The sequence below is a fragment of the uncultured Eudoraea sp. genome, assembly GCF_947258525.1.
Taxonomy (GTDB): Bacteria; Bacteroidota; Bacteroidia; order Flavobacteriales; family Flavobacteriaceae; genus Eudoraea.
Genome location: NZ_CAMYIP010000079.1, coordinates 19447 through 42563, shown reverse-complemented (window position 1 = coordinate 42563; position 23117 = coordinate 19447). Strand labels below are relative to the sequence as shown.

At 36.9% G+C, this 23117-nt stretch carries 19 protein-coding genes and 1 pseudogene (1 of these 20 running past the window's edge); 13 read left to right on the top strand and 7 right to left on the bottom strand.

What is annotated here, in order from left to right; translation table 11 throughout:
* Window positions 1-122 precede the first annotated feature (122 nt).
* From Q0X89_RS06275 to Q0X89_RS06265, 3 genes are all read left to right on the top strand, one after another.
* Window positions 123-2534, top strand: a complete 2412-nt coding sequence (locus Q0X89_RS06275; RefSeq protein WP_297692241.1) for a thiamine pyrophosphate-dependent enzyme — start codon at window positions 123-125, stop codon at window positions 2532-2534.
* Between the two features lie 102 nt (window positions 2535-2636).
* The gene (locus Q0X89_RS06270; RefSeq protein WP_297692239.1) at window positions 2637-3131 is read left to right on the top strand and encodes a hypothetical protein; all 495 of its coding nucleotides are present in this window, start codon (window positions 2637-2639) and stop codon (window positions 3129-3131) included.
* Window positions 3132-3267: 136 nt separating this feature from the next.
* Window positions 3268-3645, top strand: a complete 378-nt coding sequence (locus Q0X89_RS06265) for a DoxX family protein (RefSeq protein ID WP_297692237.1) — start codon at window positions 3268-3270, stop codon at window positions 3643-3645.
* A 5-nt stretch (window positions 3646-3650) separates the two neighbouring features.
* Here Q0X89_RS06265 and holA read toward each other — a convergent pair whose 3' ends face one another.
* Window positions 3651-4655 carry a DNA polymerase III subunit delta gene (holA, locus tag Q0X89_RS06260; protein ID WP_297692234.1) on the bottom strand — a complete coding sequence of 335 codons (1005 nt, stop codon included), beginning with the start codon at window positions 4653-4655 and terminating at the stop codon, window positions 3651-3653.
* 26 nt (window positions 4656-4681) lie between these two features.
* Between holA and Q0X89_RS06255 the strand changes: the two genes are divergently transcribed.
* The 3 genes from Q0X89_RS06255 to Q0X89_RS06245 all read left to right on the top strand — a co-directional run bounded on the left by Q0X89_RS06255 (window position 4682) and on the right by Q0X89_RS06245 (window position 7095).
* Window positions 4682-5128 (top strand): type I restriction enzyme HsdR N-terminal domain-containing protein, encoded by a 447-nt coding sequence (locus Q0X89_RS06255; RefSeq protein WP_297692232.1) that lies wholly within the window; start codon window positions 4682-4684, stop codon window positions 5126-5128.
* A gap of 12 nt (window positions 5129-5140) precedes the next feature.
* Window positions 5141-6142, top strand: coding sequence for a glycosyltransferase (locus Q0X89_RS06250; protein WP_297692230.1), 1002 nt, complete (start codon window positions 5141-5143; stop codon window positions 6140-6142).
* A 101-nt stretch (window positions 6143-6243) separates the two neighbouring features.
* Window positions 6244-7095: an OmpA family protein gene (locus tag Q0X89_RS06245; protein ID WP_297692228.1), complete on the top strand. Its 852-nt coding sequence runs from the start codon at window positions 6244-6246 to the stop codon at window positions 7093-7095.
* Between the two features lie 49 nt (window positions 7096-7144).
* Here the strand turns inward: Q0X89_RS06245 and Q0X89_RS06240 are convergent, their stop codons facing one another.
* The 3 genes from Q0X89_RS06240 to Q0X89_RS06230 form a co-directional block, all read right to left on the bottom strand.
* Complete coding sequence (locus Q0X89_RS06240) at window positions 7145-7765, bottom strand: L-threonylcarbamoyladenylate synthase (protein WP_297692226.1); 621 nt, start codon at window positions 7763-7765, stop codon at window positions 7145-7147.
* 59 nt (window positions 7766-7824) lie between these two features.
* The gene (locus Q0X89_RS06235; protein WP_297692224.1) at window positions 7825-8700 is read right to left on the bottom strand and encodes a glycoside hydrolase family 16 protein; all 876 of its coding nucleotides are present in this window, start codon (window positions 8698-8700) and stop codon (window positions 7825-7827) included.
* A gap of 115 nt (window positions 8701-8815) precedes the next feature.
* Window positions 8816-11143, bottom strand: a complete 2328-nt coding sequence (locus Q0X89_RS06230; protein ID WP_297692222.1) for an ATP-dependent helicase — start codon at window positions 11141-11143, stop codon at window positions 8816-8818.
* Window positions 11144-11271: 128 nt separating this feature from the next.
* On the opposite strand from Q0X89_RS06230, the gene Q0X89_RS06225 reads away from it, so the two are divergent.
* The 4 genes from Q0X89_RS06225 (at window position 11272) to Q0X89_RS06210 (ending at window position 14642) form a co-directional block, all read left to right on the top strand.
* Entirely contained in the window at window positions 11272-11817 is a 546-nt protein-coding gene (locus Q0X89_RS06225; RefSeq protein ID WP_297692220.1) for a DsrE family protein, read from the top strand.
* A 4-nt stretch (window positions 11818-11821) separates the two neighbouring features.
* Window positions 11822-13102, top strand: a complete 1281-nt coding sequence (locus Q0X89_RS06220; RefSeq protein ID WP_297692218.1) for an amidohydrolase — start codon at window positions 11822-11824, stop codon at window positions 13100-13102.
* Between the two features lie 130 nt (window positions 13103-13232).
* The gene (locus Q0X89_RS06215) at window positions 13233-14006 is read left to right on the top strand and encodes a hypothetical protein (RefSeq protein ID WP_297692216.1); all 774 of its coding nucleotides are present in this window, start codon (window positions 13233-13235) and stop codon (window positions 14004-14006) included.
* 117 nt (window positions 14007-14123) lie between these two features.
* Window positions 14124-14642: a hypothetical protein gene (locus tag Q0X89_RS06210; protein WP_297692215.1), complete on the top strand. Its 519-nt coding sequence runs from the start codon at window positions 14124-14126 to the stop codon at window positions 14640-14642.
* A gap of 20 nt (window positions 14643-14662) precedes the next feature.
* Here the strand turns inward: Q0X89_RS06210 and Q0X89_RS06205 are convergent, their stop codons facing one another.
* Window positions 14663-15571, bottom strand: a complete 909-nt coding sequence (locus tag Q0X89_RS06205) for a patatin-like phospholipase family protein (RefSeq protein WP_297692213.1) — start codon at window positions 15569-15571, stop codon at window positions 14663-14665.
* Window positions 15568-17658 (bottom strand): M1 family metallopeptidase, encoded by a 2091-nt coding sequence (locus tag Q0X89_RS06200; RefSeq protein WP_297692211.1) that lies wholly within the window; start codon window positions 17656-17658, stop codon window positions 15568-15570. The genes Q0X89_RS06205 and Q0X89_RS06200 overlap by 4 nt, the downstream gene beginning before the upstream one ends.
* Before the next feature lie 81 nt (window positions 17659-17739).
* Here Q0X89_RS06200 and recG point away from each other — a divergent pair, with 81 nt between their 5' ends.
* A complete protein-coding gene (gene recG, locus Q0X89_RS06195; protein WP_297692209.1) occupies window positions 17740-19845 on the top strand; it encodes an ATP-dependent DNA helicase RecG in 2106 nt (701 codons plus the stop codon).
* 49 nt (window positions 19846-19894) lie between these two features.
* Here the strand turns inward: recG and Q0X89_RS06190 are convergent, their stop codons facing one another.
* A complete protein-coding gene (locus Q0X89_RS06190; protein WP_297692207.1) occupies window positions 19895-21004 on the bottom strand; it encodes a DUF2911 domain-containing protein in 1110 nt (369 codons plus the stop codon).
* A gap of 356 nt (window positions 21005-21360) precedes the next feature.
* On the opposite strand from Q0X89_RS06190, the gene leuC reads away from it, so the two are divergent.
* Window positions 21361-22770 carry a 3-isopropylmalate dehydratase large subunit gene (leuC, locus tag Q0X89_RS06185; protein WP_297692205.1) on the top strand — a complete coding sequence of 470 codons (1410 nt, stop codon included), beginning with the start codon at window positions 21361-21363 and terminating at the stop codon, window positions 22768-22770.
* A gap of 34 nt (window positions 22771-22804) precedes the next feature.
* Window positions 22805-23117: pseudogene (leuD, locus tag Q0X89_RS06180) on the top strand (3-isopropylmalate dehydratase small subunit) (it continues 290 nt past the right edge of the window).

The following is a 23117-nucleotide window of genomic DNA, read 5'->3' as shown; positions in this document are numbered from 1 at the left end:
AAATTATTTATAATTACATCCTATATTTTTGTGTATTTTTTATTTATTTGTTAACAAAAAACCAATTTTTTTGATTGTAAAAATCATCCTGTTTTCCTATTTTTGCTGCAAATCTTTCCCTAATGAGTTTAAAATTACAAACCAGCGACGATATTTCTTTTGAAGATTTTAGGGCACAGATTTTAAAAGATTATGAAATAGCAATCACCAGCCGCGAGTGTAGTCTTTTAGGAAGAAGGGAAGTTCTTACAGGCAAAGCCAAATTCGGAATTTTTGGAGATGGTAAAGAATTACCACAATTAGCAATGGCCAGATCTTTTAGAAATGGTGATTTTAGAAGCGGTTACTACAGAGACCAAACCTTCATGATGGCCTTGGGGCAACTTAGCGCTAAAGACTTCTTTCATGGCCTGTATGCTACAACAGATATAGAAAAAGAGCCTATGAGTGCCGGAAGGCAAATGGGTGGCCATTTTGGGTCTTATAGCCTTAATGAAGACGGTTCATGGAAAGACCTCACTGCTCAAAAAAATAGTAGTCCTGATATATCCCCTACAGCGGGCCAAATGCCAAGACTTCTTGGTTTAGCACAGGCTTCTAAGATCTACCGCAATGTAAAGGGAATTGATAGCGAAAAATTTTCTAAAAATGGTAACGAAGTTGCGTGGGGAACCATTGGCAATGCCAGTACTTCTGAAGGGCATTTTTTTGAAACATTTAACGCAGCAGGAGTTTTACAAGTACCTATGATCATTAGTGTATGGGATGATCAATATGGAATTTCAGTACCTGCTAAATTTCAAACTACTAAAGAAGATATATCCGAAATACTCAAAGGATTTCAAAGAGATGAAAACAATAATGGTTTTGAGCTTCTGAAGGTAAAAGGCTGGGATTATACCGCATTAATTCATACCTATGAGAATGCCTCAGAACTGGCAAGGGATGAACATATACCTGTATTAATCCATGTAACTGAACTAACGCAACCGCAGGGGCATTCAACCTCGGGATCGCAGGAAAGGTATAAGAGCGCGGATAGATTGAAATGGGAAAAAGAAAATGACTGCAATAAACGATTCAGGGAATGGATACTTGAAAACAAAATCATAGACAATGAATCTTTGCAAGCTATAGAATTAGCTATTAAAAAGGAGGTAAGGAACGCAAAAAAAGAGGCCTGGATAGAATTTTTATCTCCTCATCGGGAGGCTAAAAAAGAATTAATAGAACTGTTGAACAAAGTAGCTGTAAATAGTCCTAACAGGGCATTTATAAATAAAATAAAAAATGACCTTATCGCCGTAGAAGAACCTCTAAAAAGGGATTTGGCCAAAAATTCAAGAAAGGCACTTCGTTATTTGATTGGAGAAAATTCTATTGATAAAGATAACTTGCTAAAATGGATTGAAAATTTCCTTGAGGACTCTCAAATCAAATTCAGCTCTCACCTCTATAGTGAATTACCCAACAAGGCTATAAACATTGAAGAAATAAAACCTATATACGATGAGAAGCCCGAAAAGGTAGATGGACGGATTATTCTCAGAGATAATTTTGATAAGCTTTTTGGCAAATACCCACAAGCACTAGTTTTTGGAGAAGATAGCGGTGCCATTGGCGATGTAAATCAGGGGTTGGAGGGTCTTCAGAAAAAATATGGAGAATTGCGGGTTGCAGACACAGGTATCAGAGAAGCAACTATCATAGGTCAAGGAATTGGCCTTGCTCTTAGGGGCCTGCGACCGATTGCAGAAATTCAATATCTGGATTATCTTTTATATGGCCTGCAAACTCTTAGCGATGACCTGGCAACATTACTTTATCGTACGGTTGGTAAACAAAAAGCGCCTCTGATTATTAGAACCCGTGGCCATCGTTTAGAAGGTATTTGGCACTCCGGCTCACAAATGGGTGGCATTATTCACTTACTAAGAGGAATCTATATCCTGACTCCAAGGAATATGACCAAAGCAGCTGGTTTTTACAATACGCTTATGAAGAGTGATGAACCTGCGCTTATCATTGAAAGTTTAAATGGGTATAGGCTTAAGGAAGACAAACCGAGTAACCTGGGCGAAATTTCCACTCCCATTGGAGAGGTTGAAATTGTTAAAGAAGGTACGGATATAACACTTTTGTCTTACGGTTCTACACTGCGAATTGTTCAAAACGTAGCGCAGGAATTAAAAGAAGTAGGAATTGATTCGGAAGTAATTGATGCACAGTCATTGCTCCCTTTTGACCTTAGTAATTCTGTCTTAGCAAGTATTAAAAAAACCAACAGACTCTTGATCATCGATGAAGATGTCCCAGGAGGATGTGCGGCTTATCTGATGCAGGATATTATAGAGCGTCAGGGGGCATATAAATATCTGGACAGTACCCCTCAAACCCTAACAGCAAAAGCTCACAGACCAGCGTATGCTTCAGATGGAGACTATTTTTCTAAACCAAATGAAGAGGATATATATGAAAGGGTATATGATATAATGCATGAGGCTAATCCTATCGAATATCCTAAACTCCGCTAAAAGATAACCTCATTTATCATTTTGGACTCGAATTTATAGATCTCTAATTCTCTAAAATTGAAATTTTTTAATTAAGACCCATTGACCAATACTCTGGCGATCATGAAAACTCTATCCTTTTTAGTTCTCTGCCTTTTAGTAACCTCGTCCTCTTTCGGACAACCTAGAGTTACTATTTCTGATTTTGAAAACCTGAATAATACCCAATGGTCAGGCAGCCTCATGTATATTAATTATGGAGATGGAAAAGAAGTAACACTAAGGAGTAAAATGCAAATTTTGATTGAAGGAAATAAGATCCTGACGAATATTCAATATCCGGATGAACCTAAAGCAAATTCCAGAGAAAGTATCAAAATAAAGAAAAACGGAACATATTTAGATAATGAAGAGATTATTGAAAAAAAGCTGGAAATGGGAACTATGAAGCTGGTAACAAGATATCGTGGTAAGGACAACAATAAACTTGCAGTGATCTATAAAACTTATAACATAAGTGAAAATGAATACACAGTAGAAAAAAAAGTGGATTATCTGAATACTGAACAAAAGACTTTACGAAATAGATATCGTTATAAAAGAGTTTCAGAAAAATAGACTTCCGGGAATCACTTTTTCTAAATTTAACTGTTAATTAATAATTAACGGAATCTGGAAAAATTTGAACTATCTAAACCAGATGGGCATAAGTTAGAAAAAAAAGCTTATTTTAGAGTCTCCAATCTTAAAATGAATGACTAAAAAGCTAAAAAGTGATATTGGTTTGGCAGTACTTCGGATTCTGCCTTCTGCTTTTCTGTTGTCTCATGGCATTCCTAAATTACAGAAACTATTAGGTGGAGATTTTCAATTTGCAGACCCAATAGGCATAGGCCCTACTCCTTCTCTCTTTCTTGCAACAATTGGGGAATTCATCTGTCCAATTCTTGTTATTATTGGTTTCAAAACTCGTTGGGCTTCCTTGCCTATTGTAATTGTTATGGCCGTCGCAGCCTTTATCGTTCATAGTGCAGATCCCTTTGGCAAAAAAGAACTCGCACTTATGTATTTAGTCATTTTTGTTGTTATAATGCTACTTGGACCCGGGCGCTACAGCATAGACAAAAAATAATTTATCTAAATTATTTTTACAAGTAATTCTTTTAGAAGATCAGCCTGAGAAATATTATAAGCACCTACCCCTTTTCCTTTTAAGTCCAGTTCTCTTAAATATGAAATAATACTGCTAACCCTCTTCATTGGATAGTTTCTGGAAGCAGTCTGAAACTCACCAACAAAATAAGGATTAATTCGCAGGGCGGAAGATACATTTTTGGGAGAATGGTCCGATAATCCATGATACTGTAGCAGCTGTGTGAAAAAATTATGCAGGAGACTGACAGTAACAACAAAGGGATTATCCTTAGGATTTTGAGCAAAATAATTGATTATCCTGGTTGCTTTTACAACATTTCTTTCTCCGATGGCTTTTTTTAATTCAAAATTATTATAGTCCTTGCTTATTCCTATGTGTTTTTCAATGAGATCGGGATCAATTTCGGTTTTATCCGGAAGTACCAATTGTAATTTTTCCAGTTCATTATTAATCCTGCTAAGGTCGGTTCCCAGGTACTCCACTAACAAAATTGCAGCTTTGTGGGAAATCGCATAGCCCTTATGTTTCAATGTTAGTCTTATCCAATCTGAAACCTGATTTTCATATAGTTTTTTGCTTTCGAAAACTACACTTCCATTGGCAAGAAGAGTTTTATGCAACTTTTTTCGTTTGTCCAGCTTTTTATATTTATAACAAAATACCAGTACCGTTGAAGTTTGGGGGTTTTCGGCATAAGAGTATAAATCTTCAATATTTCTTGCTAAATGCTGTGCCTCTTTCACAATAACAACTTGTCTTTCTGCCATCATGGGATATCTCTTGGCATTCGCCAAAACCTGATCCAATGATGTTTCCTTACCATATAACACCATTTGATTAAACCCTTTCTCTTCCTCAGTTAAAACATTATCACTGATAAACTGAGCTATTTTATCAATATAATAAGGCTCATCACCCATTAAAAAATATATAGGGCATATGATACTGCTTCGGATGTTATTTACAATTTGCTTTACTTCTTCCATCCAAAAAAAATTACCAAATTTGTTTTATGTTATCTCTCAACTTTCCTCGCTACCGGTTCAGATTCAAAAGTAGCGAAAATAAGCAGCAGATTTTTGATATTATACGCAAAAAGTTTGTAAGCCTGCAGCCCGAAGAATGGGTTCGACAGCATGTAATTCATTTTCTTAATACAGATAAGAAATATCCGGTCTCTTTAATTAATGTTGAGAAAACCTTGTCATTAAATGGTTTGAGAAAAAGATATGATATAGTAGTTTTCAACACCGATGGCAGCATCCACATTTTGGTTGAATGCAAATCACCGAATATCACAATCTCACAAGCTGTTTTTGATCAGATTGCACGTTATAATTTAAAAATGCAGGCAGAATACCTTATGGTGACCAATGGTTTGGATCATTTCTATTGCAAAATGAACTATGAGCAAGAAAAATATTATTTTTTAAGGCAAATTCCTGAATTTAGCCGTTAATTTGCTACCGTTTTGAAATTTGCAATCGTAATACTTAATTGGAATGGAGAAGCCCTCCTGGAGAGATACTTGCCGCTTGTGGTGAAATATTCCGGTGACGCAGACATATATGTAGCTGATAACGCCTCTACGGACGGTTCTGTGGCTTTTGTACAGGAGAACTTTCCCAACGTAAAATTGCTTCAAAATAGTTCTAATTATGGATTTGCAAAAGGCTACAACGATGCTTTAAAAAATGTTGATGCGGATATTTATTGTCTTTTAAATTCAGATGTGCAAGTTACACCCGGTTGGTTGGAACCCATAAAAGAAGCATTTCTAAAGCTTCCCGAGGCTTCCATAATTCAGCCTAAAATTCTTGACCTATTACGCAAGGAATACTTTGAATATGCCGGAGCTTGCGGTGGATTTTTAGATCAGTTTGGATACCCATTCTGCAGGGGTCGTATTTTTCAGGCCATTGAGAAAGACGAAGGACAGTATGATGATACCAGAGAAATTTTCTGGGCAACAGGTGCCTGTATGTTCATTAAAAGTGAAGTATTCCATAGCCTGGGCGGATTTGATGAGGATTATTTTGCTCATCAGGAAGAGGTTGATCTATGTTGGCGGGCTCAAAATAAAGGACTAAAGATTTACTATGTTGGAGCATCTCATGTTTACCATCTGGGAGGTTCAACACTTAGTAATATGAACCCAAAAAAAACCTATTTAAATTTTAGAAACTCTCTTTACTCAATAACTAAAAATCTTCCCCGCAAAAAAGCATTTCCCATAATTTTTGTGCGTCTTCTTTTGGACGGCATTGCGGCTATTCGATTTATTTTACAGCTTAAACCTGCTCACTGTCTGGCAGTAATAAGGGCCCATTTAAGTTATTACAGGCATTTTGGTAAAATGTACAGGAAAAGGGAAAAAGCCAATTTTATCATAATGTACTACGTAACAAAATCCATAGTATGGTCCTATTTCGTAGATCATATAAGGAATTTTAACATTTTAGTAAAAGATTAACTAATTTTGAAAATTAAAGGAAAGCAAATGTTATAATTTTACCTTGTATTAGGTGATAGATGATTTAAACAAACAAATAATTAATTTATATAAACATTATTATGAAAAAACTTATTCTAGGCTTTTTAGGAATGGCGGTTCTTTTATCCTCTTGCGTATCGCAAAAGAAATATGCAGAACTAGAAACCAAACAAAAAGAAACACAGGATCTGTTAAACTCTGCAACAGTTAAATTGAACTCTTGTCTTGAAGAAAAGGCAACTGCAGATGCAAGATTACAAACTTTAGAAGATCAAAATGCATTTCTGAAAGCAAACAATCAGGAGCTAATTAACAATATGGGTAACTTAACAACCCTGACAACAAAGGGTGCAGAAAACCTTGAGAAGTCTTTGGAAAGCCTTCAGGAAAAAGATCTTACTATACGTAAGCTGCAGAACGCCATTACCAGGAGAGATTCTGTTAATCTGGCATTGGTTCAAAGTTTAAAAGGAGTACTTGGAAATCTGGATGATGAAGATATAGAAATCAGTGTTGAGAAGGGTGTAGTTTTTGTTTCAATATCTGACAAATTATTATTCAGCAGTGGAAGTTATAATCTTACTTCAAGAGCTAAAGAAGTCTTAGGCAAAGTTGCTAAGGTTGTTAACAACAAACCTGACTTTGAATTTATGGTAGAAGGACATACTGATGATGTTCCTTACAGAAAAGGTATTCTGTTAGACAACTGGGATTTGAGTGTTAAAAGATCAACTGCCGTTGTGCGTGTATTACAGAACGATTATGGTGTAGATCCGAAGAGAATGACGGCTGCAGGTAGATCAGAGTATATTCCACTTTCTCCAACTAATAAGGCTAAGAACAGAAGGACGAGAATCGTTGTTCTTCCCAAACTTGATCAGTTCTATAGCATGATCGAAGAAGGCATGAAAGATCCTGCCATTAACGACTAATCTTTGAATAATCTTAAAAAAACCGCGGTCAATAACCGCGGTTTTTTTATTATACAATATCCGGATCTCCTTTCCCCGTCCGAAGTACTTCTGGTTCATCTCCCGACAGATCTATAACTGTGGAGCCCAAATTGCCTCCATACCCCCCGTCAACAACTACATCTACCAAATTATGCCATTTTTCAAAGATCAATTCAGGGTCTGTAGTATATTCCAACAGCTCATCTTCATCTCTAATAGACGTAGATATAATGGGATTGCCCAGGCCTTTTACAAGAGCCCTTGCAATATTATTATCCGGAACCCTTATTCCTACAGTCTTTCTTTTCTTAAATACCTTAGGTAATTTACTACTCCCTGGTAACACAAAAGTGTAAGGCCCGGGAAGGGCTCTTTTAAGAATCTTAAATGTAGGTGTGTCTAGTTGCCGGACGTAATCTGAAAGATTGCTGAGATCTGCACAAACAAATGACCAGTAAGCCTTTTCGAGTTTAATTCCCTTTATTCGGGCAATTTTTTCCATGGCCTTTGTATTGGTAATATCGCAACCCAGGCCATAAACTGTATCTGTTGGGTATATAATTAATCCCCCTTTTTGCAGGATAGATACAACCTTGTCTATTTCTTTTGGATTAGGATTCTGCTCATAAATCTTAATGAATTCGGCCATTTTCTTATTGAATATTTGGAGGAATCATAATTATTCTTTGCAGATAACAAATGGGATTTTTATTTAACCTGATAAACCCTTACATAATCGACCTCCATAATTGCCGGAAAAATGTTATTATCAACACCTTCTAATCCTCCCCAATCACCTCCAACAGCAATGTTCATTAAAAAGTAGAATGATCCTGAAAAAGGCCAATTCTCTGCATTTGTAACAGCTGGGCGAGGAAATAGAAGTTTAATATTGTCTATATCGTCTATGTAAAATTTAAGGTATTTGTCTGTCCATAGAATTCCATAATTATGAAATTCTTCTTCTATAGTTTCCAATAAAACCGGACCGGAAGTTACCTGGGTTCCATCTTTGTGATTGTTGGCAACACTGTGAATGGAAAAATGAACTCGATTGGGCTCAAAACTTACGTACTCCATGATATCTATTTCACCACATGCCGGCCATCCCGCTGTTTGAATGTTTGAACCCAGCATCCATAGTGCCGGCCATAAACCATTGCCTATATGATCTGGTATTTTTGCCCTAATCTCCATTCTGCCATATTTAAAGCTGGAGGTACTGTTTAATCTTGCAGAAGTATAACCAACAGTTCCAGGGCCCAATTCTATTTTCTTTGCTATTATTTTTAGGGTTCCGTCGCTTACCAGCACATTTTCGTCTTCAGTATAATTCTGAAGTTCATTATTGCCCCAACCAGTGGCCCCCGTCTCGGAAACCCAATTCTCTTCGGATAACGAATCACCATCAAATTCGTCCTGCCAAACCAAAACTGCCTTATCCCAATAGTCAGGTGCATTAACATCCTGTACGTCACCAATATCTATAGGTCCGGATACCTCTCCCTGATCTGCTTCTTGCGGACTACTCTTACTGCATCCTATTAGTAACACCAAAAATATGATTATGATCTTCTTATACATTGCGCAAATTAATTTAATATACAATCCAAATATAATATGAAATAATTATGCCATGGCAATTATATCTTCGATTGGACAAATCCTCCCTTCAAAGTGATAAATAAATGTGCCTTAACTAATCATCAATTATTTCAAGTTTTGCAAATCGAAGTAGCAACTTTTTTACATCTCCTTTTTCAAATTTTATTTCTGCCTTCTTGTCGTTGCCTGCTCCTTCAATTCGCAATACTTTGCCACGGCCAAAACGTGTATGATTTACCAAAGCGCCTTCTGATAGATTTGGATCAATAGGATTACTATTTCCGATAGGTTTGGCTAATTCTGGTTTAAGTTTTCTTAGTCTTCTTAATTGATTTTCGTTAGGTTTTCTAATCCCGGGCGGGACACCATTTTCCGGTTTCTTCTTTCGAAGTTTCGACTTGTCAATATCTCCAAAAATATCGGTATTGATTAAGGGCTTATATTGATAAGTATCTACTGGAGTAAGGTTCTCTATAAATCTATCCTCAATTTCTTCAATGAAACGACTGGGTTCGGCATCAATTAATTTACCCCAACGATATCTGTTTTGCGTGTAGGTTAAATAAGCCTGCTCCTCAGCTCGGGTTAAAGCAACATAAAATAACCTGCGTTCCTCTTCCAATTCACTTCTTGTATTCATGCTCATTGCAGATGGGAAAAGATCCTCTTCCATCCCCACTATATAAACAAAAGGAAACTCCAAACCTTTGGCAAGGTGAATGGTCATTAAGGCTACCCGATCATCATCACCCGTGTCTTTATCCAAATCTGTGGCCAGTGCTACATCCTCCAGAAACTCAGTTAAATCTCCTTTTGCATCTGCCAGTTCCTTTTGTCCTTCCACAAAGTCTTTGATACCATTTAATAGTTCTTCAATATTCTCCATTCGGGCAATCCCTTCCGGGGTACCATCTTTCTTGAACTCCAGGAGTATCCCTGTTTTTCTGGCCACATGCTCGGCCAAAGTAAAAGCATCTGCACTCTCATTCATTATTTGAAAACTCTTAATCATATTCGTAAAATCTTCGAGTTTTCTTTTAGTGCCTGCGTTTATTTTTAGATCAATTTTATCTAAATTCTCCATTACTTCAAATATGGATTTTGAGTAATGGTTTGCCGCAACTGTAAGCCTATCTACTGTAGTTTGCCCAATTCCGCGTGTGGGGAAATTTATAACTCTTTTTAAAGCTTCTTCATCCTTTGGATTGATTACAAGCCTAAGGTATGATAACAAGTCCTTGATTTCTTTTCGTTGATAAAAGGAAAGACCCCCATAAATCCTGTACGGAATATCTCTTTTACGTAATGCATCCTCTATGCCACGCGATTGTGAGTTTGTTCGATAGAGTACTGCAAAATCGCTATTTAAACGCTGGTTTTGCATTTTGTTTTCAAAAATTGAACCTGCCACATATCTTCCTTCCTCAGCATCAGTGATGCTTCTGTGAAGTTTTATTTTTGTGCCCTCATCATTTGCCGTCCATACTACTTTTTCCAGTTGATTCTTATTGTTTGCAATAATAGAATTTGCAGCATTGACTATATTCTTGGTTGACCGATAATTTTGCTCTAACCTATAAACTGCAACATCGTCATAATCTCTCTGAAAGTTTAGGATATTTGTGATGTTTGCGCCTCTGAAAGAGTAAATGCTCTGGGCATCATCACCAACAACACAAATATTTTGAAACCGATCGGCCAGGGCTTTAACAATCAAATACTGCGAGTGGTTTGTATCCTGATACTCATCTACCAGGATATATCGGAATCGCTCCTGATATTTCATTAAAACTTCCGGAAATCGGCTCAATAATTCATTAGTTCGTAAAAGTAAATCATCAAAATCCATTGCGCCCGCTTTAAAACAACGGTCCACATAGTTTTGGTATATATCTCCCAACCTGGGCCTCTTAGCCATGGCATCCGCCTCAATTAATTCAGGATTCTGGAAATAGGCCTTTACGGTAATCAAACTGTTTTTATAGGATGAAATACGATTTTGAATCTGTTTGTATTTATAAATATCCTTATCTAATCCCATCTCTTTAATTATAGATGAAATTAAACGCTGTGAATCTTGCGTATCATAAATGGTGTAGTTACTTGGGTAGCCCAATTTATCGCCATCAAACCGAAGCAAACGTGCAAAAATGGAGTGAAATGTGCCCATCCATAAATTCTTGGCCTCAGAGCCCCCAACAATACTTGCAATTCGCTTTTTCATTTCCCTGGCAGCCTTGTTTGTAAATGTAAGCGCCAGAATATTAAAAGGATCAACACCCTGCCTCATTAAATGAGCAATTCTATAGGTAAGAACCCTGGTTTTACCTGAGCCTGCACCCGCAATAACCATTAAGGGTCCCTCCTTGTGTAAAACAGGGCCTTTTTGAGCATCATTTAATTCATCAAGAAAAGTCTTCAATCCAATAGTATTTTATGATGTGAATTTAGCCATAATTAACCTCATGAAAAAGTGACGTATCATTATTTATGAACTTTGACTTCTTATTTTAGACAATTTGAATATATTTAGAAATTCTATTGAACCATATGTTAAGAATTATTTTTTTTAGTCTCTTCACTATCCTTCATTTAGGATTTTCGCCACTGCTATCTCAAATAAAAGAATCCGGACCTATTATTACGGGGTATGGGGAAGTTTGGCGAATAAAGAATCCCGATTTCAAAACAAATCCTGCAAAAGAGTACAAGGTGGTTTTTGATGTTATGAATACTTCAGAATCACCAGATAAATTAAACAGAAGTATTGAAACTGCAGCTCGCTTTCTAAATATGCACGCTCAGAGTGGGGTGCCTCATTCAAATCTCAAAGTTGCCCTCGTAGTTCACAACAAAGCTTCAAAAGACCTTCTGAAAAATTCTGAATATAGAAGTCGGTACAACACTGACAATCCCAATGAAGAGCTATTACAAAATCTTTTGGATGCTGGCACTGAGGTTATATTTTGTGGTCAGTCCTCAATTTCACGCAATATTCCTATTTCTGAGACCATTGATGGTGTTGAGCTGGCTTTATCTGCTATGACGGCATTAATTCAGCTTCAGGATGATGGTTTTCAACTAATAAAATTTTGATACTATGAAAAAGTTAATTACAATATTTTTTCTTCTTGTCGGAACAATAGTTCTGGCTCAGGGAACAGATTTATCTAATGATTATGAGCTTATTGAAGGAAAGGTTGTTAAGTGGAGAAGAGAAATACATCAAAACCCGGAATTGTCCAATCGGGAATTCAAGACTGCTGAAAAGATAGCTGCACATTTAAAATCATTAGGTATAGCTGTGCAAACCGGAGTAGCTCATACCGGTGTTGTTGGTATTCTGAAAGGAGATCAGCCAGGTAAGGTTGTGGCCTTAAGGGCAGATATTGATGCCTTACCGGTGACTGAGCGTAATGATCTAGCATTTAAATCTACAGTTACAGCCGAATTTCTCGGAGAGCAGGTTGGAGTTATGCATGCCTGCGGACATGATACACACACAGCTATTTTAATGGGCGTGGCAGAGGTTTTATCCAAAAATAAAGACAAGATAAAGGGAACGGTAAAGTTTATTTTTCAACCCGCAGAGGAAGGAGCTCCTCCCGGGGAAGAAGGCGGTGCAATTATGATGGTTAAGGAAGGTGTGTTAAAAGCTCCGGATGTAGATGCAATTTTCGGATTACACATAAAATCTGAAATCCCGGTAGGTGTCATTCGCTATAAATCAGGGGGCGCTATGGCTGCTGCACAGCGTTTTGTAATCAATGTAAAAGGAAAGCAAAGTCATGGTTCACAGCCGTGGTTAGGTGTTGATCCCATTCTTATAAGTGCCAAAATAATTGATGGATTACAGACAATCATAAGCAGGGAATCTGATCTTACTAATGAAGCGGCTGTAATTTCAGTAGGCAAAATTAAGAGCGGGGTTCGTTTTAATATTATTCCGGAAAGTGCCGAACTTATAGGTACAATCCGTACCCTGGATTATGACATGCAAAAAATGATCAATCAAAGAATGGAGGAAATGGTACCTACAATAGCGAAAGCCTATGGCGGTGATGCTACCATAGACATTCAAACAATGACTGCCATAACTAATAATGATCCGGATCTGGTGGTTAAAATGTTACCTACCATGCAACGCGTTGGTGGAATGGAAAATGTTCAAATTCAAAAAGCTATTACAGGCGCCGAAGACTTTTCTTATTTTCAAGAACAAGTCCCCGGGTTTTTCTTTTTTTTAGGTGGGATGACAGCTGGTACTACTGAGTCATTCCCGCATCATACACCAGATTTTATAATTGATGACAGCGGATTGATTTTGGGTGTAAAAACACTTGCTGAAATGAGCCTTGATTACCTGAATATGGATGATTGAATTGAATTTGGTTAAATATTATATAGAATTAGTTGACCGAGGTAAATTGGTAAACGTATAAATAACCTATTTTTGTCTTTCATTTAAATAAAGGTAAATATTCCTGTTTTTTAATTAATCGATAACACCCATGAATAGAATTACTTTATCAATACTCTTTTTGCTTTTGCTGGGAAGTACTTTGCAAGCTCAGAAGAAGAAAGAGCTCATCGCACAGGTTAACAGCTTGAATGCGGAATTGGAAGGTTTAAAAGCCGAACTTTTAGAATCTAAAAAAAATGAAAAAATAAGCCAGGCCAGAGCAGATTCCTTTGAAAGTCAGTTAAAAGGACTGGAAGAAAACAATGCTATATTATTAGAAAACCTAAATAGCTTTACCGGGCAAGCTAGTCAAAGACAGGACAAGCTTAGCGGTGTCATGGAGGCGCTGAGAAAGAAAGAAGGAGAGTTGAAATTTATTAATGAGACTCTGACCAGCAATGATTCCATTTCACTACTTGTCCTTACTAATTTTAAGCAAACGCTGGGTGAGAACGCTAATATTAAAGTTGAAAGTGGTGCTGTCACCGTAATCATGGATAATTCTACTTTGTTTGGTGCTACTCCCAATGGTGTTATACTTGAAGGAGCAGCTACCGATATGCTGAACAAGATAGCCGGTGTAATTAAAGTAAATCCTGAGATGGCTGTAACCCTTGAATTCCATACAGATGATGCAAACAGTTGGGAAAATGTATATTCACAGGCTGCTCCTGTAGCTGCAATAATTGGAAATACTACTGATGTAAAAGCAGAGAGAATCGTAGTTTCAAGAAAAACCGATATGGTTAAATCATTGTATATCAAGCTTCACCCCAACTTCAATTTATTCTACCTTAGGTTGAGACAAAATATGAAGAAATGAAAGAAAATATGCTCAAATAGTATTACAGTGCTACTTTCTTAAAGAGAAAAATAAGAGCTATAATTTTTTGAATATTCTTACGTTCTACATCCATAAACCAAACTAAATTACCAAAACATGACTGGGGACGATATTTTTCAGCTTTTCGCATTTTTGTTACCTGCGGTGGTTACCGGAGCCGTGGCTTTTTATTTTTTTAGATTACATACCAGGAACGAGGAAGGTAGAAGAAGATTTTTACTTCACAAAGATTCACAAAAAAATGCCATGCCTATACGCTTGCAGGCCTATGAACGTATGGCACTGTTCTTAGAACGTATCTCAATACCAAGTCTTGTTGTTAGGGTAGCACCCAAATCTGCTGATAAAAATGCATATGAGCAATTATTGATTCGAACTATTGAAAATGAGTTCGATCACAATTTATCCCAACAGATCTATATGAGCGATGATTGTTGGAATATTATAAAGGCTGCTAAAAATGCGACTATTCAATCTATAAGAAAAGCTGGCATGTCTGAATCAGACTCTGCTGATAAGTTGCGTGAAGACATTCTAAATGAAACTATGGAAAAACAATCTCCTTCGGCAACGGCACTCGCCTTTGTAAAAAAGGAAATTGGAGAAATTTGGTAAATTTTTAGAAGTAATATAAATTACTGTTCGGGTTCAAAAGCACTTAGCTCCACATTTTTACTTCTTGCAAACTCATGACCCTTTTCCCACCAGGAGGTCATTTTCTCTTTATCGAAGATTAATGAATTTGTTGTTAATACGGTTGGCGTATAATAGAAATTGATTATTGCATTGTTGTTATTGGCAACAAACTTTCCAATTCGGATATTCTGGCGTTCTATTCTATCTAACATAAATGCAAACATGCTGGTAAGGAGCGAAAATGCATTCTTAGAGGGCATTCTGTTAAAATGAGTCACTTCAGTATGTAAAATAATAGCATCTACTTCCGTTGCCCCTCTCATAATGGCCTCTTCAATAGGTACCATACTGCCAAGTCCCCCATCAGCATATTCGCAACCCTCTTTTCGGACCAGGCTCATAAAAGGTGTGTAATTACATGAAATCCAAATCCATTCACAAAAATCTTCATAGTCAAAATCCTTAATGGACTTATATTCTACGGTATTTAAAGAGAGATTGGATACTGTAACTACGATATCCTTAGAACCTGATTTAAGAATTTCAAATTCCTCAGGTGTGAGTGTGTTTTTTATAAGTTTCAATAAATTGTGACTCTCGCCAAAAGTTCGGCTGCCTTTGTAGAAGTTCTTTAGCACATTCCAATGGTTTATGCCAATATTGGCCACGCCATATTTTTTTTGAATCACAAAAGGGCAATTACTAAAGATGCTGTCCTGATCTACGGAGGTATAAACTTCTTTAATTTTTTGAATCTTTTGTAGTGCCAGATGTGAAATTAGCAAGCTTCCGGTTGATGTACCGAGATATAGATCGTAATTATGATTCAATTCCTGCATCAGGTATTGGGCAACGCCTCCTGCAAAGGCGCCCTTGCTCCCACCCCCTGATATTACTAAAGCTCTCATCTCACATTCAGTTTACTTTGTATATAACGCAATTCTTCTCCCTTTAGTTCTTTTGACAATTCATGTATCCGCCCTTTTTGTTTTTCGTCTTTTAGTAGCCTTTCTATCTGGTTTCTGGCAAAATTTCTGAATTGCCAGGAATGATGAACAGAGGCATTGACCAAATCTTTCAGGTTTTGATCCGTAAAAGGAAAAACTTCAGAAATCAAAGAAAATGCATTTTGCCTTACCTCAATAGAATTTTCCATTGAAGTATATCGGAATAATTCGTTGGCAAATGCGGCCTTCTGTGAGTCATTTAAATAGTCTTTTGTCAATACTGCCAATAACAACCATAATAAACGAACATTTTTATTAGGAAGTCCAATGATACCTTTAGTTTTTTCCAAATAGGCCATTCTGTCTTCAGGAAAGGAAATCCACAAACGGTAAAGTGCATTTTCAATTGTAAGATAACTTTTATCTTTTAATAAGGATTCAAATTGCTTTTTAAGTCCCAAAGGAATTCTATCGGTTGTTATGCATAAAGCCTGCCTCGTCTTCAAATCTTTTGTATCAAATGCATTCCTGCTAAAACTTTCAGATAAGGATTTATGATAGTCAAAGATGATATTTTCTCTTAGCATTGAAGATGTATTGCTAGTCCATACCTTAGTAATAATTGGCTCATTCATTGCATTGCTTGATGTTAATTCACTTTGAAGATTAAAAAAGGCCTGCAAATCAGCGGAAGATGAAGCAAGTAGTAACTTTGCTTTCTCAAATGGAAATTTTACATCTCTCAGCCAAGTTTGCTCAAATTCACGCAAATCTGATTTGCTTACCAGTTGCATCTCTGAGATAAAATCAGATATAGTGACATTAGAATACTGATATTTGTTAAGATAGGACCTTATACCTGCTTTGAAAACCTTGTCCCCAAGTTTTGTTCTCAATATATGAAGAGCCCAGGCCCCTTTTTCATAAAAGGTTAAACTACTCGCCTTTGGATCTGTTAACGCTTCACCTTTCCCCTCCCTATATAGGTCTTGAAGTTGTTTTGCAGATTTATAAAGTTTCCAATAAAAGTACTCTTCGCCAAACAGTTTTTTTTCTGCAAGCAAAGCATAGTATGTTGCAAAACCTTCATGGAGCCAGTGATGATTCCCATCTTTTTCGGTAACCAGGTTTCCAAACCACTGGTGTGCCATTTCATGGGCGTTAACATTTACATAATTTTTATCTATAAAAGCTACACTATCTATTACATAGCCATCAGAAAATATGGTAGTTCCCGTATTCTCCATGCCGGCATACAAAAAATCACGAACAGGTATCTGTTTGTAATTTTGCCATGGATAATCTATCCCGATTTCTTCTGAAAGAAAATCAAAAATTTCACTGGTATACCTGTAAGTTGGTTCAACTTTTAAGCTGTCTCCGGGATAATAATAGAGCTCTATTGGAATTCCATTCTTACTTTTAATTTTCTTACAGTTATAAGTTCCAATCGCAAAAGCCAGAAGATAGCTGCTCATTGGCTTTTTCATATCAAAAATCGAGGTTCTCAGTGAATCTTTTAATAATGTATTTTTTAATTTACCATTTGCGATAACTTCATAGTCCTTATCAAAAGTGAGTTCGAGATCAAATTCAACCTTCTCATTCATATCATCAAAACTTGGAAGCCAATGACTGGTATATTTTCCCTGGCCCTGAGTCCAAATTTGATTGTTATCGGCAATTGAATCTTCCCATCCTAAAAAGTAAACTGTTTGCTTTGGAATTGCCGAATAGTCCAGCGTTAATTCATACGCTCTGTTTGCCTTGAGTTTCTTATAAACAATTATCTTGTCCTTTGTATTCTTATGGCGAACTTTTTTACCATTTATTAAAACAGCAGAGAAATTCATGTTTTTTGCGTCTAAAAAAACAGAATCCGTTTTACTGAGAATATTAAACCAATAGATTATCTTACCATTTATTTTTTTATCCGCTGCATTGGGAATTATATCAATATCTGCTTTATAGAAATCTACTGAAGGCTGAGGCTGACTAAACAAAAAACCTGAAAAAAGAATTGCTAAAAGCGAATTAATAAGGTTCATAAAGTTTAATATACAATTGTCAATCCAAATTTAGCAATTTGCGGTATTGCAGTATTATTCCGTAACCGTTATTTTCGTTTTATGAATTCGAACTATCTCCAAACCCCGGTAACCTATTTAAAAGGTGTTGGTCCAAACAGGTCAGAAATACTCAAGTCTGAGTTAGGGATAGTGACTTATCAGGATTTGATTAATCTTTTTCCTAACAGGTATATTGATAAAACAAGATATTATAAAATTAATGAGTTACAAAGAGGTAATGCAGATGTTCAAATTATTGGGAAAATCATCAATATTAAAACTGTAGAGCAAAAAAGAGGAAGCCGTTTCGTCGCTAAGTTCATGGATAACACCGGGGAAATGGAACTGGTTTGGTTCCGCGGACAGAAATGGATTAGGGAAAATATCAAACTGAATACGCCCTATGTCATTTTTGGAAGAACGAATTGGTTTAGTGGCAGATTCTCCATGCCGCACCCCGATATGGAATTGCTCACCGAGCATGAAAAAGGTATAAGGGTGTCTTTACAACCAATATATCCCTCTACAGAAAAACTCAGTGCAAAGGGTATTACAAACAGAGTGCTCAGTAAATTAATACAGCAATTATTTATTGAAACAAAGGGAGAGTTCAGAGAAACCCTTGCACCGGCTTTAAGAGATGAACTCAGGTTGATTTCTAAAAAGGAAGCTATGTTCAATATACATTTTCCCAAGGATCTGAAATTATTATCCAAAGCACAATTCCGGCTCAAATTTGAAGAGTTGTTTTTCGTACAGCTACAGCTCATTTCAAAGAAATTAATTCGAAAACAAAAAATAAAAGGTTATCCCTTTAAAAGTGTAGGTGAATTATTTAACACATTTTATAAAGACCATTTACCCTTTGAACTTACAACCGCTCAAAAGAAAGTCATTAAAGAAATAAGGGCAGACCTGGGCAGTAAAGCCCAAATGAACCGCCTTTTGCAAGGGGATGTTGGATCTGGTAAAACCGTAGTTGCCCTAATGGCTATCTTAATAGCGCTGGATAACGGTTATCAGGCGTGTTTAATGGCTCCTACGGAAATATTGGCAAATCAGCATTATAAAAGCATTAAAGAATTGCTGGGTACTATTGGAATTAATGTAGCCTTACTTACCGGATCTGTTAAAAAGGCTGAGAGAAAGCATATTCATGAGCACCTCGAAGATGGTACACTTAATCTTCTTATTGGCACACATGCTGTATTAGAGGATAAAGTACAATTTAAAAATCTTGGATTGGCAATAATTGATGAGCAACATAGGTTTGGTGTTGCACAAAGATCTAAATTATGGCACAAGAACGAGGTTCCTCCTCATATCTTAGTGATGACCGCTACCCCAATTCCAAGAACCCTGGCCATGAGCCTTTATGGAGATCTTGATATATCTGTGATTGATGAGCTCCCTCCTGGAAGAAAAGCCGTAAAGACCGTACACAGATTTGACAAAAACCGATTGAAAGTGTTTCAGTTTTTGCGAGATGAAATAAAGAAGGGAAGACAAGTATATATTGTATATCCGCTAATTCAGGAGTCAGAGGCATTGGATTACAAGGATTTAATGGACGGCTATGAGAGTATTGCACGCGATTTTCCACTACCCCATTATCAGATATCAATAGTGCATGGGAAGATGAAACCACAAGATAAGGATTATGAGATGGAACGCTTTGTTAAGGGAGAAACACAAATTATGGTTGCCACAACAGTAATTGAGGTAGGGGTAAACATCCCTAATGCTTCTGTTATGATTATAGAAAGTGCAGAACGCTTCGGTCTTTCTCAATTACACCAATTAAGGGGACGTGTGGGCCGAGGAGCTGAACAAAGCTATTGTATCCTTATGACAGGTCACAAGCTATCTTCAGACGCTAAAACCAGGCTTGAAACCATGACAAGCACAAATGACGGATTTGAAATTGCAGAAGTGGACTTGAAACTTCGCGGACCCGGTGATCTTATGGGAACCCAGCAAAGTGGTATTCTGAATCTAAAAATAGCCGATATTGTAAAAGACAATGATATCTTAAAAACCGCAAGGTATTATGCAATTAAGATTCTTAATGATGATCCCGCATTACAGAAAGAAGAAAATAAACCAATCAGATATACTTATGCCCAATTAATGAAGCACAAGGATATCTGGAATTATATAAGTTAAGAGCCGGAATTTATCCGGCTCCTAATATTATATCAAAGGAAAAAGTTATTTAGTTAATATCTTCGCCTTTTTCAAGCTTTGTTAAATTAGAGGCGATGGCATCCTTATTTATCTGATCAGGGGCTCTATTAGCTGCAATTTTTAAATGCTTTAATGCGGTTTTATAGTTACCCATCGCAGAATAAGCTCTTGCTAATCCGTAATCAACGGGCCACTGTCCTTTATTATTTTTTGCATTCATTTTAAAAACCTCCATTGCTTTTTCTTTTTCTCCCCGGGCAATTAATTGTCTTCCATAGCCATGAACTTCTAGCACTGTTGCAAGACCCAAGGCTTCATCCATAACGGCATCTGCTTCCGAAGTTTTTCCCTGTTTTGTTAGAATTCTAGCCTTTGTACTGAGGTTGTTGAAAGTTTTTTGACTAAAAAACATTCCTTCTATAGTAGCATTTATCCAGCCAAGTGCCTCATCAAGATCTCCTCCATTATTAAATGAATAATTAGCCGCCTGCTCCCAGGTTTGCCGGTTAAAACCAGGAGTATTCTGTAGTTTATGACGTATATCTGCCAGGACTATATCAGAAACATCAACTTCAATTTTAAAAGGTATTTGTTTCTTTTCCCAGTTTAATGAAGCCATTGTAGAATTAGCACCAACCTCAGTAAAAAGATAAGTTAGCTCTTCAACATGTGGAATCTCCTTCGTATTAACATCGACCCTTAATGCATCTTCATTAGGTTCGTAAAAATAGCTGCCCCAGGCCTCATAGTTTTTAGAAAAAATTACAGTTGCATTTTTGTCATCATGAAGAATCATGTGCAGTCCGTACTTACCGGCACTCAATGGTTGCCCTTCAATCTTAACGTCATCTGTAAATTTAATTATGGTGTTTTCATTTGCGCCGGCTCGCCATGGGGATTCTTTGGCCGTTCCAAATCCCAGATTGTTCATACCATAAGGCACTAACTTTCCCCATATCTCCCTGCCTTTTACGGCAGGTCTTGAATAAGTAATAGAGATATCAGTTATTCCTATTCGCTGTGAAACTTTCGCTTTTTGACTACCTCTCGGTAAATCTAATTGGGCATTGCCATTAATGCTAAAGAACATTAAGGCTACTAGTAAAAATAGTGAAGCTTTTTTGTAATTTTTTTTCATGAGTTTGTTTTTTAATTGTGAAATAAGTTGTTAGGTTTTACTAAAGATAGGAATAGGATTTGCATGTAATAGTTACAATAATGTTAAACCAATGTCTGGCCATATTAAACCAGAATTGCATAAAAATGTTATTGAATTTTTTGCCTGTGGCTAAAATACTAGTATGCTGCCCACCATTAACATAAAACTATTAAGTAGTTATAATGTATTTATATAATTGATTATCAATATTTTATATATGTGGTAAGCTCATTGAACATCGTAATTTAAAGGTACATTGTTTTACTCGATTTTGTTTGTATTTCATACATTTGTTGGCTGTGCTAAAAAGCTATTCCTTAGTTATTTAAATATTTATGAAAAAAACACTATTTGATAAAGTTTGGGACTCACATGTAGTCAAAAAGGTCTTGAATGGACCTGATGTGCTCTTTATTGACCGTCATCTTGTTCACGAGGTAACTAGTCCGGTGGCATTTTTGGGATTAAAAAATAGAAATATTAAAGTTTTATATCCTGAGCGGACTTTTGCAACAGCAGATCATAATACGCCTACAATAAACCAACATCTGCCGGTTAAAGATCCTTTATCCGCGAACCAATTGAAGGCTTTGGAACTAAACGCAAAGCAACACCAAATTCCGTACTGGGGTCTGGGCCATGAAAAAAACGGTATTGTACATGTAATAGGACCTGAAAATGGGATTACATTACCTGGCGCAACTATTGTTTGTGGTGACTCACATACTTCAACACACGGTGCTTTTGGTGCTATAGCATTTGGTATTGGCACATCTGAAGTAGAAATGGTTTTAGCCAGCCAGTGCATTATGCAACCGAAACCAAAAAGCATGCGTATTTCCATAAATGGAAAACTAAATAATGCGGTTACGCCAAAAGATGTCGCACTCTATATCATATCTAAATTGAGTACTTCAGGCGCAACCGGGTATTTTGTTGAATACGCTGGGGATGTCTTTAGACAGATGTCCATGGAAGGACGCATGACTGTATGTAACCTCAGTATTGAAATGGGTGCACGAGGTGGTATGATTGCCCCTGATGAGAAGACATTTGACTATATAAAAAATAGAGAGTTTACTCCAAAAGGCGCAGCCTGGGATAAGGCAATGACTTATTGGGAAACGTTGTTTACAGATGAGGACGCTGTTTTTGATCATGAAGTTACATTCAATGGTGAAGATATTGAACCAATGATTACTTATGGGACTAATCCGGGAATGGGAATTGGAATTTCAGGTGGTATCCCTAAATCTGATGCTATTCAGGGCGGTGCCTCTACCTATAAGAAATCGCTTGAATATATGAACTTTGAAGAAGGTGATAATATGCTGGGGAAAGATATAGATTTCGTTTTCCTTGGAAGTTGCACTAATGGCAGGATAGAAGATTTCAGGGCCTTTGCCAGTTTGGTCAAAGGAAGACAAAAGGCTAATAATGTTACGGCCTGGTTGGTTCCGGGTTCCCATAAAGTTGAAGACGCCATTAAAAAAGAAGGTCTCCTGGATATTCTAAATGAGGCCGGTTTTGAATTAAGAGAACCTGGCTGTTCTGCTTGTCTGGCCATGAATGACGACAAAATTCCAGCAGGTAAATATGCTGTTAGTACGTCTAACAGAAATTTTGAAGGCAGGCAAGGTCCCGGATCAAGAACACTCCTGGCCAGTCCTTTGGTTGCTGCAGCCGCAGCAGTTACAGGAAAGGTAACAGACCCAAGGGAGTTGATGGTTTTTGAAACGGCATAATTTTTAGAATAATAATTAAAGGAAATAAATACTAATGGCATACGATAAATTTAAAGTTTTAAGCACTTCAGCTGTTCCGCTGCCAATTGAAAATGTAGATACGGATCAGATTATCCCCGCGAGGTTTCTTAAAGCAACCGAGCGAAAGGGTTTTGGTGATAACCTTTTTCGTGATTGGAGATATCATGCTGACAATTCCCCAAAAGAACAATTTGTGCTGAACAATCCAATCTATAGTGGTAAAATTCTGGTTGGCGGGAAAAATTTTGGATCTGGTTCTTCAAGAGAACACGCCGCATGGGCAATCTATGATTATGGATTTCGATGTGTTGTGAGTAGTTTTTTTG